16 protein-coding genes are annotated in these 15,046 nt (G+C 58.8%); 5 read left to right on the forward strand and 11 right to left on the reverse strand.

Annotation, left to right across the window (positions count from 1 at the left end; all coding sequences use genetic code 11):
• Positions 1–78: 78 nt before the first annotated feature.
• From proC to ACE3NW_RS03015, 5 genes are all read right to left on the reverse strand, one after another.
• Positions 79–876, reverse strand: a complete 798-nt coding sequence (proC, locus tag ACE3NW_RS02995; RefSeq protein ID WP_374280211.1) for a pyrroline-5-carboxylate reductase — start codon at positions 874–876, stop codon at positions 79–81.
• 4 nt (positions 877–880) lie between these two features.
• Complete coding sequence (gene ndk, locus ACE3NW_RS03000; protein WP_291331238.1) at positions 881–1,297, reverse strand: nucleoside-diphosphate kinase; 417 nt, start codon at positions 1,295–1,297, stop codon at positions 881–883.
• A 2-nt stretch (positions 1,298–1,299) separates the two neighbouring features.
• A complete protein-coding gene (locus tag ACE3NW_RS03005; protein WP_374280214.1) occupies positions 1,300–2,808 on the reverse strand; it encodes a divergent polysaccharide deacetylase family protein in 1,509 nt (502 codons plus the stop codon).
• Positions 2,809–2,856: 48 nt separating this feature from the next.
• Positions 2,857–4,185, reverse strand: coding sequence for a S41 family peptidase (locus tag ACE3NW_RS03010; protein ID WP_374280216.1), 1,329 nt, complete (start codon positions 4,183–4,185; stop codon positions 2,857–2,859).
• Between the two features lie 383 nt (positions 4,186–4,568).
• The gene (locus ACE3NW_RS03015) at positions 4,569–5,063 is read right to left on the reverse strand and encodes a rubrerythrin family protein (protein ID WP_374280218.1); all 495 of its coding nucleotides are present in this window, start codon (positions 5,061–5,063) and stop codon (positions 4,569–4,571) included.
• A 164-nt stretch (positions 5,064–5,227) separates the two neighbouring features.
• Between ACE3NW_RS03015 and ACE3NW_RS03020 the strand changes: the two genes are divergently transcribed.
• Together ACE3NW_RS03020 and ACE3NW_RS03025 are read left to right on the forward strand one after the other, a co-directional pair.
• Positions 5,228–5,776 carry a cupin domain-containing protein gene (locus ACE3NW_RS03020; protein ID WP_374280220.1) on the forward strand — a complete coding sequence of 183 codons (549 nt, stop codon included), beginning with the start codon at positions 5,228–5,230 and terminating at the stop codon, positions 5,774–5,776.
• Positions 5,773–6,411: a YigZ family protein gene (locus ACE3NW_RS03025; protein ID WP_374280222.1), complete on the forward strand. Its 639-nt coding sequence runs from the start codon at positions 5,773–5,775 to the stop codon at positions 6,409–6,411. Before ACE3NW_RS03020 ends, ACE3NW_RS03025 begins: the two co-directional genes overlap by 4 nt.
• Positions 6,412–6,584: 173 nt before the next feature.
• Here the strand turns inward: ACE3NW_RS03025 and ACE3NW_RS03030 are convergent, their stop codons facing one another.
• The 5 genes from ACE3NW_RS03030 to ACE3NW_RS03050 all read right to left on the reverse strand — a co-directional run bounded on the left by ACE3NW_RS03030 (position 6,585) and on the right by ACE3NW_RS03050 (position 10,324).
• On the reverse strand, positions 6,585–7,211 hold the full coding sequence (locus ACE3NW_RS03030; protein ID WP_374280224.1) for a tetratricopeptide repeat protein: 627 nt from the start codon (positions 7,209–7,211) through the stop codon (positions 6,585–6,587).
• The gene (locus tag ACE3NW_RS03035; RefSeq protein ID WP_374280226.1) at positions 7,208–7,600 is read right to left on the reverse strand and encodes a hypothetical protein; all 393 of its coding nucleotides are present in this window, start codon (positions 7,598–7,600) and stop codon (positions 7,208–7,210) included. Before ACE3NW_RS03035 ends, ACE3NW_RS03030 begins: the two co-directional genes overlap by 4 nt.
• Positions 7,601–7,622: 22 nt before the next feature.
• Positions 7,623–8,294 (reverse strand): YkgJ family cysteine cluster protein, encoded by a 672-nt coding sequence (locus ACE3NW_RS03040; protein WP_374280228.1) that lies wholly within the window; start codon positions 8,292–8,294, stop codon positions 7,623–7,625.
• Positions 8,295–8,449: 155 nt separating this feature from the next.
• On the reverse strand, positions 8,450–8,638 hold the full coding sequence (locus ACE3NW_RS03045) for a ferredoxin (RefSeq protein WP_022658065.1): 189 nt from the start codon (positions 8,636–8,638) through the stop codon (positions 8,450–8,452).
• Positions 8,639–8,854: 216 nt separating this feature from the next.
• Positions 8,855–10,324 (reverse strand): trypsin-like peptidase domain-containing protein, encoded by a 1,470-nt coding sequence (locus tag ACE3NW_RS03050; RefSeq protein ID WP_374280230.1) that lies wholly within the window; start codon positions 10,322–10,324, stop codon positions 8,855–8,857.
• Positions 10,325–10,456: 132 nt separating this feature from the next.
• Between ACE3NW_RS03050 and cobT the strand changes: the two genes are divergently transcribed.
• Entirely contained in the window at positions 10,457–11,563 is a 1,107-nt protein-coding gene (gene cobT / locus ACE3NW_RS03055; RefSeq protein ID WP_374280232.1) for a nicotinate-nucleotide--dimethylbenzimidazole phosphoribosyltransferase, read from the forward strand.
• Positions 11,557–12,534 (forward strand): ABC transporter ATP-binding protein, encoded by a 978-nt coding sequence (locus ACE3NW_RS03060; RefSeq protein WP_374280234.1) that lies wholly within the window; start codon positions 11,557–11,559, stop codon positions 12,532–12,534. The genes cobT and ACE3NW_RS03060 overlap by 7 nt, the downstream gene beginning before the upstream one ends.
• Before the next feature lie 798 nt (positions 12,535–13,332).
• Here ACE3NW_RS03060 and ACE3NW_RS03065 read toward each other — a convergent pair.
• Positions 13,333–14,007, reverse strand: coding sequence for a hypothetical protein (locus ACE3NW_RS03065; RefSeq protein ID WP_374280236.1), 675 nt, complete (start codon positions 14,005–14,007; stop codon positions 13,333–13,335).
• 197 nt (positions 14,008–14,204) lie between these two features.
• On the opposite strand from ACE3NW_RS03065, the gene rfbF reads away from it, so the two are divergent.
• A complete protein-coding gene (gene rfbF / locus ACE3NW_RS03070) occupies positions 14,205–14,969 on the forward strand; it encodes a glucose-1-phosphate cytidylyltransferase (protein WP_374280238.1) in 765 nt (254 codons plus the stop codon).
• Positions 14,970–15,046: the final 77 nt, after the last annotated feature.

Below are 15,046 nucleotides of genomic sequence, written 5' to 3' on the forward strand. Positions count from 1 at the left end.
TATGAAGCTAAAACCCCCGGTTGTTATAGGCAACCGGGGGTTTTTTGCAAAAGGCCAAAAAGACCTTTAGCGCATATTTCAGCTCTCCATTTCCTTGCCCCTGGCATTGGCTGCCAGTACTGAATCCACCAGCAGCCCGATGAGCCCCTCGCGGTCGAGCACATTCACGCCAGCGATGGTCAGCCCGCCAGGCGAACACACATCATCGCGCAACTGCATGAGCGGCGAGGTGCTTTGCTCGACCATGGTGGCACAGCCGCCAAAAAGGGCGGCTACCATATCGCGCGATTCGCGGTGCTGAAATCCCAGGGTAACCCCTGCCTGCACCAGCCCCTGCATCATGGCAAACACATAGGCCGGGCCAGCGCCAATAAGGGCAGAGAACGCCGTAAACTTGCTTTCCGGCAGCTCCACGCACACGCCCAGGGCGTTGAAAAGCGCCAGCACGTCTGCCTTGCGGGCAGCGGGCAGATCGGGGTCTTCAAAACACAGGGCAAAAACACCCTTGCCCACCAGGGCTGGAGTGTTGGGCATGCAGCGCACCACAGGGCAACGGCCCTCCACGGCCTGGCTCAGCCGCTGGCGGCTCACACCGGCAGCAACTGAAACCACGGTCTTATCAGCCGTCAGCCCCGGGCGCATCTGCTCCAGCACTTCAGCTGCCTGATACGGCTTAACGCCCAATACCAGCACATCGGCGGCCTGCGCCACGGCCAGGGGGCTTTGCAACACGCTGACGCCAAACTCTTCAAGAGGGCGCATGCGCGCAGCGGTTCTGTTGTATCCACACAGACTGTAACCACCTGTACGGGCAAGACCGGCCATGATGGCCCCGCCCATGTTGCCGCAACCGACGCAGCCGATAGTGAGCGCCATAATATTACTCCGTAATTTCGAGGCCGCTGAAGAAGTAGCCTATTTCAAAAGCCGCAGTTTCAGCGGCGTCCGAGCCGTGAACAGCATTGGCTTCCAGGCTTTGGCCATACTTGTGACGCATGGTTCCGGGTTCGGCCTGAGCCGGATTGGTGGCCCCCATAAGGGCACGCCAGCGCGGAACAGCGTCTTCGCCGCGCAGAACAACGCAAACCACGGGGCCGGAGGACATGTATTCGGTCAGGCTGTCAAAAAAAGGGCGTTCCTTGTGAACAGCGTAAAAGCCGGCAGCCTGCGCCTTGGAAAGGTGCAAGCGCTTGAGCGCCACGATTTTGAGGCCGGAAGCTTCCATGGCAGCCAGAATTTCCCCGGTCAGATTGCGCGAAACTGCGTCAGGCTTGATAATGGCGAAAGTGGATTGCATGCTTACTCCTGTTCCATGTTCGTGTTGAGTGAGTGAATATCTGCCGCACCAGCGGCTTTGTCCAGTGCCAGCTTCCAGATGATGCGCCGCAGGGGCACAACAGCAACGCCTTCCCTGTCCTGCCACTGGCGCAGGGCGCGCAGGGTTTCAGGATGGGGATGACCAATGGCCACGGCCATACCCTTGGTGCGGGCGCGGGCTGCCGCCGCGTCCAGCGCCACAAGGATGGCCGCAGTATCGCGGCGTGTATCCAGAAAAACATCGCGTGCAAGGCCAACCAGCCCCGCCTCTACGGCGGCAGGCATCAGTTGCGGATCTGGCCGCGTCACACTGTCGAGCACGGCAAGCCCGTGGCCAACAAGCATACCAGCCAGAGTTCTGCACAGCGAAATATTGCCCGTAAAGGCTGATCCCATATGGTTATTCAGGCCAATGACCGTGGGCAGCGCCCGCAGATTTTCATCCATAACGGCCCGTATTTCCTTTGCGCTCATATTTGTGAGCAACGCGCCAGGGCCGGGATCGGGCCGCCGGTGGTCAGCCTTTGGCAGGGGTTCCATGGGCTGGTGCAAAAGGCAATCCAGCCGTCTGTCTGCCGCAACTTCTGCAACTTCGTGCGCGTGCGGAGCCCTGGGCCAAATGGAAAATGTCACGGCAAAGGGCAAGGCTGCGGCTTCTTCTGCGACATCAACCCTTTGGCCCATATCGTCCAGCACAATGGCAAGCGCAGCCGGGGGCAAAGGCTGGGCCAAATCTGCCAGCTGACCCTGGTATCCTGTAAAGCTAACAACATAGTATACCAGATCATTGAGTAAAACTTCAAGGGTTCCCTGGGAGGACCAGCGCACAAGGACGCGCGCGCCCGCAGCCCGAAGGGCCTGGTCGCGGATTTTCAGACCTTCAAGCAGGGCCAGCCCCAGCCGCAGGGGAGCGCAGGAACCGCTGACAGTAATGAGGCGCACGGCATCACCCGTGTCAGACAGCGTGGATGCTATAGCCGGGGCCAGTGCAGAAGGGCTTGCCGCAGGGCGAACAGGCGCGGCAGACGCGGCAAAAGTGCGGGATGAAGGGGAGGTAGAAGCATCGGCCAGGGGGGAAATGGCGGCAGCCCCGCCCCCCGGCGCAGCGTCTGTTCCGTCATTTTGCGGCAGCACTTTTCGCTGCCAACGGGCTTGCGGCAAGGCCTGGGGCAGGGCTTGAGCCAGCAGGGCATCCAGCAGTTCCAGCGCCAGGCTTTTGTTAAAATTCTGCCACTCCCGGTGAGAGGCGGCAAATCCAAGGGGAGAAGGGTGCGGCGCGGCCCTGCCAGATGCGGCAGAACTGGCGGCAACATTTGCAGGCAACCGCCCTGGCGGCACATCTTGCAAGTGCCACTGCACCCAGCATGAAAAACCCAGACTGAGCAGCAGCCAAAGCACACCGCCTACGGCCAGCCTTGCAGACGCAGACAGCCTTTCGGCAGGCCGCGAGGGTCTGGCCGAAAGGCTGTCAGAAGACTTTGTGTCGCGCAATGGCAACACCCTGGTTATACCTGCCCGCTCGCCGTGCGGCGAATGGGGTTAGTTACGTATTTCCCGCATCTTGGGAAGGCTCTTGACCATTTGCAGGGCCATGCGCAGCTGATTGTCGCGCGAGAGCTGTTCGGCGGCATCTTCCTTGCCGCTCTTGGCCTTGGACGACTTTTTGTCCTTGCCGTTTTCAAGGTGACGGTTCAGATCCTGCTCACGCACCATCAGGCGGGCGTTGTCCTTGTCGTCGGTGCGGGGCGCTTCAAAGGGCACTTCCACATCGGGCACAATACCCTCGGCCTGAATGGAGCTGCCGCTGGGCGTGTAGTACAGGGCCACCGTGAGCTTGAGGCCAGAGCCATCGGAAAGCGGAATGATATTCTGCACCGATCCCTTGCCAAACGAGCGTTCACCCACAGTGAGGGCGCGCTTCTGGTCGCGCAGAGCGCCAGCCACAATTTCAGAGGCAGAGGCCGAACCGGCGTTGATCAGCACCACCATGGGCGCGTGGATGTCGTCGCCCTGCTTTTTGGCTTCGTACACGCGGTCGGTGTTGTCGCGCCGCCCCTTGATGGAAACGATCACGCCCTTGTCGAGGAAGGTATCAGACACGCTCACGGCCTGATCAAGCAGACCGCCGGGGTTGTTGCGCAGATCAAGCACAATGCCCTTGATGCCGCCAGAATTCTTGGCTTCTTTTTCTGCGGCCTTGAGGGCGTCCTTCAGTTCTTCGGTGGTGCGCTCAGAGAAACGTGTAAGGCGGATCCAGTAAAAACCGTCTTCCAGCTTTTTGGACTTTACGCTGATCAGCGGAATGGCATCGCGCACAATACGCACGGTCTGGGGCGTTTTGGCATCGCTGTGCAAGATGGCCAGTTCCACATCCGAGCCCTTGGGGCCACGAATGCGCGAAACCACTTCCTGCAACGAAAGTTCCTGGGCGGGCTGTCCGTTGATGGACAGAATGATATCGCCCGACTTGAGACCGGCGCGGTAAGCAGGGGTATCTTCAATGGGCGTTACAACGGTAACCTGCCCGTTTTCCATAGAAATTTCTATGCCGATGCCAAAGAATTCGCCAGATGTGGTTTCCTGCATTTCTTTGAATTCGTCGGCATTCATAAAGTTGGAATGCGGGTCAAGGCCCTGAAGCATGCCCTTTACCGCGCCGTTGATAAGGTCGCCCTGTGTCACATCGCGCACATAATACCGCTCAACCAGATCCAGAACCTGGCTGAAGCGCTTGAGCGCATCAAACTTATTGGGGGCTTCCTTGGACGTTTCCTTTTTTTCGGCGCACTGGGGCGCGCCCGGCAAGGTAACCATACCGCCCACGGCAAGCAGAAGCACAAGGACACTGAGACGGACAAGAAGACGCATATCAACGATCTCCACACAGACGTAATGGACAAAGACAGCGCTGCAAGCCCGAAAAGCCGCAACGCAGGGGGTACAGCAGCACCAACCAAAGCAGGGGCCGCGCACCAGCCGGATAGTGACCCTTTTCAGGTCAAATTGCAACGCCAAAAGGCGCAATTTGCGTACTGGCAGGCCATTGTGGGCGGCAGTTTCACAAGGGGTTGCCCCGCCCGCCCGCACTGCTGCCTGCACCAAAAACCATGCGCCGGGTAAAACCTTCGACAGTATCGTCAGTTCTCCCCGGCGCATATGGCCCGCACTGCCTGTTACAGCCAGATTGTGGCTGCAACAGCCCTGCACAGCTGCCCGACCAGCCTGAAACCAGGCCGATCAGTTATCAGAAATTACGCTTCGACTTTGAAAAAGGCAGCCGCGCCGCCGCCGCACACGGGGCAGGCGTCACAGGGGCCTTCGTGGGTGTAGCCGCACACCTTGCACACATAATAATCGGTATCGGGCAGGCCAGCGGGGTTTTCCAGCGCCTTTTTGTACAGGTTGGCGTGAATTTCTTCCACCTGATTGGCAAAGTCAAAATACTTGGCAACCGCAGCCTGACCGTCGGCTTCGGCCTGCTTGATCATTGCGGGGTACATGTTGGTGAATTCGTAGGTTTCGCCCTCAATGGCGGCCTTGAGGTTGGCAACGGTATCGCCGATCTTGCCAGCGTTCTTCAGATGGGCATGTGCATGCACGGTTTCAGCGGCAGCGGCGGCACGAAAGAGTTTGGCTACCTGATGCAGGCCTTCCTTGTCGGCAGCAGCTGCAAAGGCGAGGTACTTGCGGTTGGCCTGGGATTCACCAGCAAAAGCAGACATGAGGTTTTCGTGGGTGGTGCTCATTTTTTAATCTCCGTGGTTAGGAAGTTATTTTTATCAGGAACAGTTCCTGATTAAAGAATTCAGCGGGCCTTGTAAAGCTTTTTTTCAAAAAAATAAAATTTATCAGCATGCCCTCCCCCCCTGTCCCCGTTGCGCAGAAACGGATGACAAGCTAAAAGGTACTTATGAACGCCCAAGAAATCATATCCCATTTCGGCATGCGTCCCCACCCCGAAGGGGGGTTCTTTTATCGCACCTATGAAGCCCCGCAGATTCTTTCGGCAGAAGAAATGCCCTGCGGGTTTGTGGGCCCGCGCCCTGTCTCTACTGCCATTCTTTTTTTGCTTGAGCAGGGGCAATTTTCGCGCCTGCACCGCATTCGCCAGGACGAACTGTGGCACTTTTATCTGGGCGGGCCCCTGCGCCTTGCCTGCATAGACACGCACGGCCACCCGCGTGAGGTCACGCTGGGGCACGATATTCTTGCCGGGCAGCATGTGCAGTTTACTGTTCCTGGCGGCTGCTGGTTCGGCGCAACCCCTGCCGCAGGCACGGCCTTTTCGCTTGTGGGCTGCACGGTTTCACCCGGTTTTGACATGGACGATCTGCGCATTGGTCAGCCAGAAGAACTGACCCTGCGCTACCCCATGGCCAAGGACTGCATACGCGAATTTTGCCCACCGCTGAACGACGCCCAACGCGAGGTATGCAGAAGATGCGGTGACGACGAATGAGCCGATATGCCGTGCCCGATGTTGCGCCGCAGCATCCGCACTGCACAGAGATTGTCATTCGCCGAAGCCGTTTTTTTGCCCAGTGCGCCCACACGCCAGACCCGGCAGCGGCGCGTGCCTTTGTTGAACAGATTCGTCGCCGCCATGCTGATGCCACACACAACTGCTGGGCCTATGCCGCAGGCGCGCCGGGGGATACGGCGCAGATCGGGTCATCTGACGATGGCGAGCCGCACGGCACGGCTGGCAGGCCCATGCTCCAGATTGTGCTGCACAGCGGCGTAGGCGAGCTGTGCGTGGTTGTAAGCCGCTGGTTTGGCGGCGTAAAACTAGGCACAGGCGGCCTTGTGCGGGCGTATCAGGACAGTGTGCGCGAAAATCTTGCCAGCCTGCCCCTGCGCCAGCAAGTGCCCGAATGCAGCCTGCAACTGACCCTTGGCTATGCACACCTCGAAGCCCTGCGGCGCATGCTGCCCACCTTTGAAGCCCGCCTTGAAAATGAAGAATACCTGGCAGATGCCAGCCTGCAACTGCGCCTGCCGCAAGAACACGTTGCTGCATTTACGGTGGCGCTGGCAGGCATAAGCAATGGCGCAGCCCAGTGCAGCGTGCTGGAACAAGACAGCACAACCTGACCGTACACATATTTGTATAAAAAAGCACCTTGGCCTGCGGCAAATAACTGCGGGCCTTTTTTTGCGGGCTGGTTTTGCGGGATATTTTATGCTGGCAGACGTGCAGCCACAAAAAACAGGGCCGTCAGATTTCTCCAACGGCCCTGCAAATACATCGTCAGGTAAAAAGCGGGTTAAACGCCCTTGGCCTTGAGTTCTTCAATAAAGCCTTCCGGCACTTCAAAGCCCAGAGCCTGCGCCTTTTTGACAGATTCTGCGGCATCGGCAACCTGACCCATCTCAAACTGCGCCAGGGCAAGGTTATTCCAGGCCGGGGCAAAGCCGGGCTGAAGCTTGAGCACTTCCTTGCAGACCGTTTCGCAGGCGGTAAAGTCGCCCTTCATATAATAGGCCGTGGAAAGGGCGCTCTTGGCCTGCACAAAGTTGGGATCCCACTTGAGGGCCTTGTTCAGAGCTGTAATGGCCTTGTCGGGCTCGCCGCGCTGCAAGTGAACAAAACCAATGTTGCCCCACGGCACGGGAAACTTGGCGCGGCAGTTGGCGGCTTCTTCGTTGTAGCGCAGGCAGCCATCGAGGTCGCCGCGTTCAAGGCAAATGCCGCCCAGCTGCACGTAGGCTTCGGCCAGATGGGGCGAATTGCGCACGGCGTTGAGCAGGGCTTCTTCTGCGGCCACAAAATCGCGCTTGGTCAGCAGGGCCAGCCCAAGATTGTAATAGTGGGTAGCGCACTGTTCGTTCTGGGCAATTTCTGCCTTGAGGTCGGCAATGTATTCATCCAGGTCATCGTAGCGAGCTTTCATGCTATGTGCCCCTCTTTTTTCAAAAGATCATAGTACCATCGGCAAAAATCAAAAATGCCCATGTACTTTTCGTCCTTATTGACCACACCAAGGGCGCATTCTGTCGCTCCCTTGCTGTAGGCCTTGCCATACGGGCCTTTTTTGCCCGCGTCTTTCAGAAATTCATTTACCAGCTGCTGCGTTGTGCGCTTGGACACATCGGTTCGCATATCAAGCGGTTCGTTGGGCTTCTGAAAAGGATCCCAGTTTTCGTAACCGATGCGGTCTACAAATTTGCGACGGCGCGGATTCATGCGGTCATAAATTTCGCGCTTGAGATCTTCCTGCTCATCCGTGAGTGTTTGCGGCGTTCCGTCGCGAAAGACGGTGGCGGGAATGCTGCCGTACATCTCAAACTCCTTTCACGCCCGATCAGGCCTCTTCTTTCTTGGCCGGGCCAATGCCCAGATAGGCCTCATCGTAGCGGGTCAGCAATGCCATGGACAAAGGCACATACACGTCGTGCAGTTCCTTGAAGCGGGTCTGCACAGTTGTTGCCACTTCCCTGCTCAGGTCTTCAAGCCTGTTCTGGATCTTGTCCAGATGAATAGTGGGATAGGGCTGGCCTTTTTCAAAGGCAGAAAACCCGCACACATGCCCCTGCCCGGCAATGGCCGTGGGCACGCCGTAAACACGGCAGGTAAGGGGCCTTGCGTGGTACATCAGGCAATGGTCGTTATCGTCCAGAAGGGGGCAGCGCAGTTTGACTTGGGCGGCCTTTTCCATAATGGCTTCCGGGCTTTCGCCGTCTTTTTCTGCCCGGTACAGCTCGCGCTTGATGCGCGTGGCGCGGCGGTCCAGATCAGAGGCGCGCTCAAGAATGGCAGAGCGCTGCGGCCCGTGACCAAAGGCAGATTCAAAAGCCTTGTTGATGTACATGGCTTCGACAAGCGAAAGATCAAAAAGTGCGTGACAGCAATCGCTACAGCCTTCCTTGCAGACTACGCACTGGGGAAAAGCCCCGCGTACCCTGCCAAAAAGGTCGTCAACTTCAGCCCGCAATGCTTCATAGCGGGTAAAAATAGAGCTCAGATCAGGGATCATGGTTATCCTGCGGTAGTGCGGAAGACATGGGGAGGAATAGCCGGAAAAACGGCATGTACCTGTGAAAATGCCGCCAGGCGCGTGCGCGCCGGGCGGCACAATGAAAACTCTGAACGGGTCAGCACATGGATGCCACGGGGGCACCCGTGCGATCCCTAGTTTTCTTCAACGGTGATGGCGCTGACTTCGCAAACTTCCACACAGGATTCGCAGCCCAGGCATTCTTCGGCGTTCACGGCTTCGGACTTGCCGTCCTTGATTTCGTAAACTTCAACGGGGCACACGTCCACGCATTCGCCACAGCCCACGCACTTGTCGACGTCAACATTAACATTATAACCCATGGTGTCCTCCAAATTTGCATTGACTTGCTTGATTTTTCAAGCGGCTAAATTCCGCTTGTGCAATGGATAGCTTTAGCCCACCACCCTGTCAAGTGCCGGTTCCGAAATTGCCAACCAGACAAACTTTACAGGGTTTCAGACTGCTTTTCCCCTGCGCACGAAATTTAAGTTTTCAAAATAAATTGCCATGCCAACATGTTACCCGCGCCATTCCTTTTATTGCGGTATCAGCCGCGCGTAATATCCCTTGCCGTTGCGCACCACCTGTAGCAGTACCTGCCCAGACATGCGCTCTTTTCTGAAAGCCTGTAAAAAATCTTCCATGCTCCGAATTTCGGCAGAGCCAACGGATGTGATGCGGTCGCCCTGACGCAAAAATTCGGCCGGGCCACCGGCACGGGCCTGACGAACCACCACGCCCTGCGCTGTCTGCGCAACGCCAAATCCCCAGCGGCGTTCCATCAATGCGCTCGCATCGGCATCGCTGAAGGGCTCTGGCGTTGCCTCCAGCTTCACAGCGCCGCCCTCGCGCAGCACTTGCAGCCGCAGGGCCGAACCAGATGTCTGGTTGCGCAGAATATCGAGATAATCACGCCTGTCGCGCACCGGCGAAGCATTGATGCTCTCAACGATATCACCGGGCGCAATGCCAGCCCTGGCTGCGGGCGAACCGGGAAAAACCGCCGTAACCAGCACGCCGCCCGCATCCCTCAGCCCCAGGGCCATGGCCGTGCGGCTATCCACATTCTGCAAATCAAGGCCCAGCCACAAGGGTGCAACGCGGCCCACGCTCATGAGGTCGTGCATGACACGGCGGGCCTTGTTGATGGGTATGGCAAATCCAATGCCCTCGGCACGTGCATCCACCGCCGTGTTGATGCCGATAAGAACGCCCTCGATATTCAGCAGCGGCCCGCCGCTGTTACCGGGGTTGATGGCGGCATCGGTCTGCACCAGATCGGTAAAGGCGCCGTCCTTGTTACGGATAGTGCGCCCAAGGGCTGACACCACACCGGTTGTCACCGTATGATTAAAACCAAAAGGATTGCCAATGGCGATGACGGTTTCTCCAGGCATGATATCACCCGAATCGCCCAGCTTCACGGCGGGCAGCTTGGATGCCCCCCTGATCTGCAATACGGCGATGTCAAAATCCGGGTCTGCCCCCTTGACCGTGGCTGCAAACTCCCTGCCGTCCAACAGATGCACCATAACCTCATCACCACCGGCAATAACGTGCGCGTTGGTGAGCACAAGGCCCTTGTCGCCGTCAACAATAACGCCAGAACCAAGGCTCACGCGCTTCTGTTTGACGCGCCGCCCCCCCGGCACATCAAAACCGGGAAAGCCCGGAAACCCTGGGCCAAAAAACTGCTCAAGGGGCGAGATTCTCTGCCCTTCAACAATATGCGTGCTCGTTATGTTTACAACTGCCGGGGCTACGGCCTGCACGGCCCGCACCACGGGGGTCATACGCGGGCTGTCTGGCGCAATGGCCCTGGCCCGCACGGGCAGGCACAGCAACAGGGCAATTGCCAGCAGCGCAAGCAGCCAGCGTGCGTCAAACGTGTATTCTGCCGCCGCAACAGCCACCCGCGTTCTGCGCGGGCCACCGTGCGGGCCACCGTGCGGGCAGGGCCTGTTTCCGTGTGTATGGCCGTGTATATGGTTGGATATGGTTTTCATAAATTATCCTTGCTTGCAACCTGGCTGATAACATAAGCACCCTGCCCGAATCGTAAAGTACCCCGCGCCAGATTAGTTGCGCAGGGGGCGTTCTGCCTTGCGCACAAGGGCTGTTAAGGATAAACAAACGGCATGAATACCACCCAATCCAATATGCTGGAACTGATCTTGCCCGGCCTGAACATTGCGCCCCTGCTTGAAAAAGATCTGGACGCTGCCCAGGCCCATCTGGACGACCTCACCAAGCCCCAGGGCAGCCTTGGCCGCCTTGAAGACCTTGCCCAAAAGCTCTACGCCATCAGCGGCGGGCAAACGCCCATCAATGTCAGCCCGGCCATAATGCTTACAGTTGCGGGCGACCACGGCGTTGCCGATCAGGGTGTTTCGCCCTTTCCCAAGGCCGTAACCCGCCAGATGGTGCAAAATTTCTTCAACAACGGCGCTGGTGTCAATGTTTTGTGCAGCACGTCGGGCATGGATCTGCGCGTGGTGGACGCTGGCTGCGACGGCGGCCCCTACGAGCCGCATCCCATCCTTATTGAACGCCGCCTGGGCGACGGCACTGCCGACATGAGCCAGGGCCCGGCCATGAGCCGCGAAACCTGCCTCAAGGGCCTGCGCATGGGTGTGGAGCTGGCCCACCAGCTCGCCGACCAGGGCTACCGCTGCCTGGGCGTGGGCGAAATGGGCATTGCCAACAGCACCGCAGGCACGGCCCTGTACTGCTCCCTGCTCAATTTTGACCCGGAACAGATGACCGGCCCCGGCGCAGGAGCCGACAGCGACATGGTGCGCCACAAAACCGGCATTGTGCGCAAGGCGCTTGAAGTAAACGAACCCATGCTGCGCGACGGCGACCCCATCAACACGCTGGCAGCCGTGGGCGGCTTTGAAATTGTTCTCATGGCCGGTTTGATGCTGGGCGCAGCCTCGCGCCGCCTGCCCGTGCTGGTGGACGGCTTTATTTGCAGCGCGGCCTATGTGGCGGCACTGCACATCTGCCCCCATCTGGCCGACTACGCCGTGCTTTCGCACGCCTCGGCAGAGCCGGGCCACGTGCGCGCACTGTCCAGACTGACCGGCGGTGAGTCGCGCAACAACCCACTGCTGCACCTGAGCATGCGCCTGGGCGAAGGCACGGGCGGCGCTGTGGCCTACCATCTGCTGCGCTGCGCCGCAGCTGTTTATAACGATATGGCAACCTTCAGCTCTGCCGGAGTGGCGGAAAAAACATGCTGAACCAGCCCGCGCCAGAACAGATTTCAGAATCCGCCCTGCTGCGACTGGAGGATGTTTCGCGCGTATTTGATATCAGCCGTGGTCTGTTCGGCGACAGGCGCTCGCTTGTCGCCGTTGACCACGTCAGCCTGAACCTTGCCAAAGGGGCCAGCATCGGCCTTGTGGGCGAATCGGGCTGCGGCAAATCCACCCTTGGGCGGCTGGCCTGCGGCCTGCTTGCGCCCTCGCAGGGGCAAGTGCTGCTTGAGGGCCGCCCCCTGCCCCCTGCCGGAGCCAACAGCTGGGCCGCCGGGCGCATCCAGATGATTTTTCAGGATCCTTTTTCGTCACTCAACCCGCGTCTTTCTGTGGGCAGCGCTGTGGCCGAACCTTTGGCCGCGCGCGGAGTCAGCCGCGCCGAACGCCGCGCCCAGGCCGAGGCCATGCTGGCCACCGTGGGCCTTGGCGGCATGGGCGACCGCTACCCCCACGAATTTTCTGGCGGTCAGCGCCAACGCATTGCCGTGGCGCGGGCACTCATCACCCGGCCCGACGTGGTTGTGTGCGACGAGCCGGTTTCGGCCCTCGATGCCTCTGTGCAGGCCCAGACGCTCAATCTGCTGCGCGAGGTGCAGGAACAGTTTGGCCCCGCCTACCTTTTTATTTCGCACGACCTTGCCGTTGTGGGCTTTTTGTGCCGCCACATCATGGTGATGTATCTTGGCCAGATTGTGGAAGAAGCCCCTGCGGATGCCCTTTTTGCGGGTGCTGCCCACCCCTACACCCAGGCGCTGATGGCGGCCATGCCCACGGGCAGCCGCCGGGGCGAACCCATTGCCGCGCTGGAAGGCGAGCTGCCAAGCCCCCTTGCGCCGCCAGCTGGTTGCCGTTTTCACCCGCGCTGCCCCAAGGCAAAAGATATCTGCCGCCGCGAAGCCCCGCAGTGGAAGGAGCTTGGCGCGGGATGGCGCGTGAGGTGCTGGGAGGCGTAGGGTTGGATTTGTGCGGCTGCGCGGCGGGAATTAATTAGAGTTTCTGCCCTGCGGGCACGGGATTTTCGCCCTCCGGCGAAGTTTGGGACGCCTGCGCGGCGCGCGGCAAGGTGGGGCCGGTTATGGGGCTACGCCCCCTTCGCGGCCCCCCTTGCATCCCCCCCGAAACACCCCCAAAGAACGTTTTCAACTTCCGCAAAACGGCGTGGGCACGCGTCTTACGCTGCGGGAGCTTCCCTCTCTCGCTACGCTCGCTCAGGTGATCTCCCTCCGCGACGCGTAAATGCCATACCCTGCTTCCGCTTTGGACAAAATCCGTTTCAGCCAACTCTCATAGCCCCATTACGGCCTAAAGACTTCACAGAATGGGAAGCCCCTATCACTGGGGGTATATGCCATTTTACCTTTCGCAGGTCGTCATCAAAAGCTGGGCAATGTAATTGTCACTGTCTTTAATGCCTTTTGCCTTTCCCACTGCCTTTCTTCTTCTGCCTTTCTGCCTTTCGCGGCTCGCCATCAAAAGCTGGTCGTTGCGTTCCCTTCCTTAACCTCGCCAGAGCGAAGCGAAGGCGATGGCTGGTGTTGGGCGAATTTGCAAAATACGCGTTTTTCGGCCTGAAAAGGAAGCGCCGGAATTTTGAGCGCAGCGTACTCAAGTACGTGAGCATCAAAATTCCGGCGCTGACGCATTCAGGGCGGAAAAGTCGGGTTTGCGTAAATGCGGCTGACAGGCTCTGCCCGCGCCGAAAACTCTTGCCCGCTTTTTTCTTCCCTCTTCTTTCCTCTTCCTGCCTTCCCCTAAATCTTGCTCACGCCCTCATTGTCGGCACGGTTCCCCGGCACAGGGGCCTTTTCCGGCGCTTCACGCGGCGTAGGCGATACGGGCGCAGGCTTGGCTGGCACAGCCGGAGCCTTCTGCAACGCATATTCCCTGGCAGTGCTCTCCATCACGGCCTGCCCAACAACCAGCCACTTCTCGCCAGTCTTGCGCAAAGCAAGCCAGCTGGTCATGCGGGCGGGCGTGGTAACCTGGGCAATGGTGGCATCGTCGCCAAGCTCAACAATCCTGGCACTCTTGAGGCTTTCAGGAACCCACGGGCAATCAGGGGTATCAGCCTTGGCGCACTGCGCCACCAGCTCGCCCGTGCTCACGCCGCGCATGTACTGCTTTTGCAAGCGGGCCTGCATGTCCACCACACTGCCCAGCAGATCTTCCATACCGCCCAGGCCAAGCAAGCGCCCCATGGAATCAAGAGCATTGAGCGCCTGATCTTCACGTGTCATATTTTTAATCTGGTTGGCGGCAAAGGGCTTCATGTCCAGTTGCGCCAAAAAGGCCCCGCCGTCATTTTTGCTCAGGGCATCGGCCACATCGTTCAGGGCCTTCTGCGGGCCAGAAGTAACGCAGGCCGCAACCAGTGCGCCCAGCAACACTACCAGCGGCAACAGCAAAGCTCGACGAAACAACTTCATAAATACCTCTCTTGCACACAAAGTTCGGGTTGAATGCCTTCTGCACAGTCTACGCCCCACGGCGGCAAATGCAAAGTACCCCCCTTGCCGCAACAAGTGCCCCGGCGGGGCTTTTTTTCCTCGCGCCCTTCTGCTACACATGGGCCACACGCCGCGAACGGAATATGCCCATGAAACGCGGCGGCAGGAGGCTTATAATGAAAGTCATCATCATGTGCGGCGGCAAGGGTACGCGCCTGCGCGAAGAAACCTCGGTCAAGCCCAAACCCATGGTCGAGATCGGCGGTCGGCCCGTGCTCTGGCACATCATGTCCATTTACGCGCGCTTTGGCTTCAAGGATTTCATCCTGCCCCTTGGTTACAAGGGCGAGGTCATCAAACAGTATTTTCACGACTACAATATCCGCAATACGGATTTTACCGTTGATCTCAAAAGCGGCAACATCACCACCTACCCCAATCCCATTGAGGACTGGCGCGTGACCCTGTGCGACACCGGGCAGGAAACGCAAAAGGGTGGCCGCCTCAAGCGCGTTGCCAAACACATTGACACCGACCGCTTCATGGTTACCTACGGCGACGGCGTTGCCGATATCGACCTGAACAAGCTCATCGCATTCCACAAGCAGTCTGGCAGCATGGGCACGTTTACGGGCGTGCGTATGCCCTCGCGCTTTGGCACGGTGCGTACTGATGAAGACGGCAAGATTCTTTCGTGGGAAGAAAAACCCGTGCTGAACGAATATATCAACTGCGGATTTTTCGTATTCAAACGCGAATTTCTCGACTACCTCACAGAAGACGAAGCCTGCGACCTCGAAAAAGAACCCATGCAGCGGCTGGCGGCGGAGGGGCAGCTCTCCATGTACCCGCACCCCGGCCAGTGGCAGTGCATGGATACCCTGCGCGACTCCATCAAGCTCAACGAGATGTGGGACGCTGGCAAGGCATTCTGGATCTAACCGGCTTTTTGCCATCACGATACTACAAGGCTTCGGCTGCGGGCTTGCCCCGTGGCCGAAGCACGCTTCAACGGCTG

Origin of the sequence: Desulfovibrio sp., assembly GCF_041907885.1 — a bacterium.
In the GTDB taxonomy this organism is placed as follows: Bacteria; Desulfobacterota; Desulfovibrionia; order Desulfovibrionales; family Desulfovibrionaceae; genus Desulfovibrio.

Excerpts from the sequence above, each read along its gene's own strand:
- ACE3NW_RS03060 (WP_374280234.1), top strand. The coding sequence starts at position 11,557 with ATGCTGAACCAGCCCGCGCCAGAACAGATTTCAGAATCCGCCCTGCTG.
- ACE3NW_RS03020 (WP_374280220.1), top strand. The coding sequence starts at position 5,228 with ATGAACGCCCAAGAAATCATATCCCATTTCGGCATGCGTCCCCACCCC.
- ACE3NW_RS03030 (WP_374280224.1), bottom strand. The coding sequence starts at position 7,211 with ATGAAAGCTCGCTACGATGACCTGGATGAATACATTGCCGACCTCAAG.
- ACE3NW_RS03045 (WP_022658065.1), bottom strand. The coding sequence starts at position 8,638 with ATGGGTTATAATGTTAATGTTGACGTCGACAAGTGCGTGGGCTGTGGC.
- ACE3NW_RS03010 (WP_374280216.1), bottom strand. The coding sequence starts at position 4,185 with ATGCGTCTTCTTGTCCGTCTCAGTGTCCTTGTGCTTCTGCTTGCCGTG.
- ndk (WP_291331238.1), bottom strand. The coding sequence starts at position 1,297 with ATGCAATCCACTTTCGCCATTATCAAGCCTGACGCAGTTTCGCGCAAT.
- cobT (WP_374280232.1), top strand. The coding sequence starts at position 10,457 with ATGAATACCACCCAATCCAATATGCTGGAACTGATCTTGCCCGGCCTG.
- rfbF (WP_374280238.1), top strand. The coding sequence starts at position 14,205 with ATGAAAGTCATCATCATGTGCGGCGGCAAGGGTACGCGCCTGCGCGAA.
- ACE3NW_RS03015 (WP_374280218.1), bottom strand. The coding sequence starts at position 5,063 with ATGAGCACCACCCACGAAAACCTCATGTCTGCTTTTGCTGGTGAATCC.
- ACE3NW_RS03050 (WP_374280230.1), bottom strand. The coding sequence starts at position 10,324 with ATGAAAACCATATCCAACCATATACACGGCCATACACACGGAAACAGG.
- ACE3NW_RS03025 (WP_374280222.1), top strand. The coding sequence starts at position 5,773 with ATGAGCCGATATGCCGTGCCCGATGTTGCGCCGCAGCATCCGCACTGC.
- ACE3NW_RS03065 (WP_374280236.1), bottom strand. The coding sequence starts at position 14,007 with ATGAAGTTGTTTCGTCGAGCTTTGCTGTTGCCGCTGGTAGTGTTGCTG.
- ACE3NW_RS03035 (WP_374280226.1), bottom strand. The coding sequence starts at position 7,600 with ATGTACGGCAGCATTCCCGCCACCGTCTTTCGCGACGGAACGCCGCAA.
- ACE3NW_RS03040 (WP_374280228.1), bottom strand. The coding sequence starts at position 8,294 with ATGATCCCTGATCTGAGCTCTATTTTTACCCGCTATGAAGCATTGCGG.
- proC (WP_374280211.1), bottom strand. The coding sequence starts at position 876 with ATGGCGCTCACTATCGGCTGCGTCGGTTGCGGCAACATGGGCGGGGCC.